Annotated in this window: 2 protein-coding genes; both read left to right on the top strand. The window is 38.8% G+C overall.

From position 1 onward, the window contains the following. Window positions 1–338: 338 nt before the first annotated feature. The gene (locus RM549_RS19350; protein WP_311687761.1) at window positions 339–695 is read left to right on the top strand and encodes a single-stranded DNA-binding protein; all 357 of its coding nucleotides are present in this window, start codon (window positions 339–341) and stop codon (window positions 693–695) included. A gap of 75 nt (window positions 696–770) precedes the next feature. Next, window positions 771–985 (top strand): DUF6876 family protein (locus RM549_RS19355; protein ID WP_349254681.1); only part of this gene is annotated, 215 nt, incomplete at its 3' end.

The raw sequence follows: 985 nt of genomic DNA on the forward strand, positions 1-985 counted from the left end.
CCGCTGTCCCAACCGGTTTTTTGTAGGCAAAATACCAACAGTTGGAAGTTAAACGGAGTGCATAACCGGTCGTGCCTCCCTTTTATAACTCCTTATTAATTCCAACTATTGAAAATGTATCAGCAACAAAAAAAGGTAACAGCGGACGGCTCTATGGGAAGTAAATCTAAACCGAATATTATGAAATCTTACAAAAACATCAAAAAGGAAGCGGGACTAAAAAAAACAAAAAAAGGAAAACGCTCTGGATATAATAAGTAAATCACTTCAAAAAAATATAAACGCAAACTATCTGAATGGTTCGGGTAGCATTTTAATTAATCTTTAAATCTTTTATTATGAGTACTTTAAAAAATCACGTACAGTTAATCGGAAACGTTGGCCAAGAGCCACAGATCACGAACCTTGAAAGCGGTAAAAAGGTAGCCCGTCTTTCACTCGCCACAAACGAGTATTACAAAGATGCCAAGGGCGAAAAAGTCCAAAGTACAGAATGGCACACGATTGTAGCTTGGGGCAAAACTGCCGAAATCATCGAGAAGTATGCCGGAAAGGGCAAGGAAATCGGGGTAACCGGAAAATTGAAATCCCGAAGCTACGAGGACAAGGACGGTATCAAAAGATATGTTACCGAAGTAGAAGCCAATGAAATCCTTTTGTTGGGAACTAAGAACGGCAATAATTCAGCCGAGTAATCTAATATTAAAGAGGGCGTTTCCGTCTAAAGTAGCGCCCTCTTTTTCATTATCAATTCTTTAAATGAAATTAATATGAAAGCACAAGTTAACGAAATCAAAGAGGGATTACAACATTTTCACGGGTCGGAAACCGTGTTTCAAATCCCATTATTAAGAACCCGATACACCAACGGACTAAAATATTTGGCGGAAGCTGCGGAATGTTTTTGGCTGATTACCGATACCTCGGCATTTGCCAAAACCTTGATGGATAAAAGCTATTTTGTAACCATCGACTTTAAAAGGCT

Origin of the sequence: Autumnicola patrickiae (genome assembly GCF_031846525.1) — a bacterium.
Taxonomy (GTDB): domain Bacteria; phylum Bacteroidota; class Bacteroidia; order Flavobacteriales; family Flavobacteriaceae; genus Autumnicola; species Autumnicola patrickiae.

Bases quoted from the DNA above. Each gene is read 5' to 3' on its own strand.
- RM549_RS19350 (WP_311687761.1), top strand. From the start codon at position 339: ATGAGTACTTTAAAAAATCACGTACAGTTAATCGGAAACGTTGGCCAA.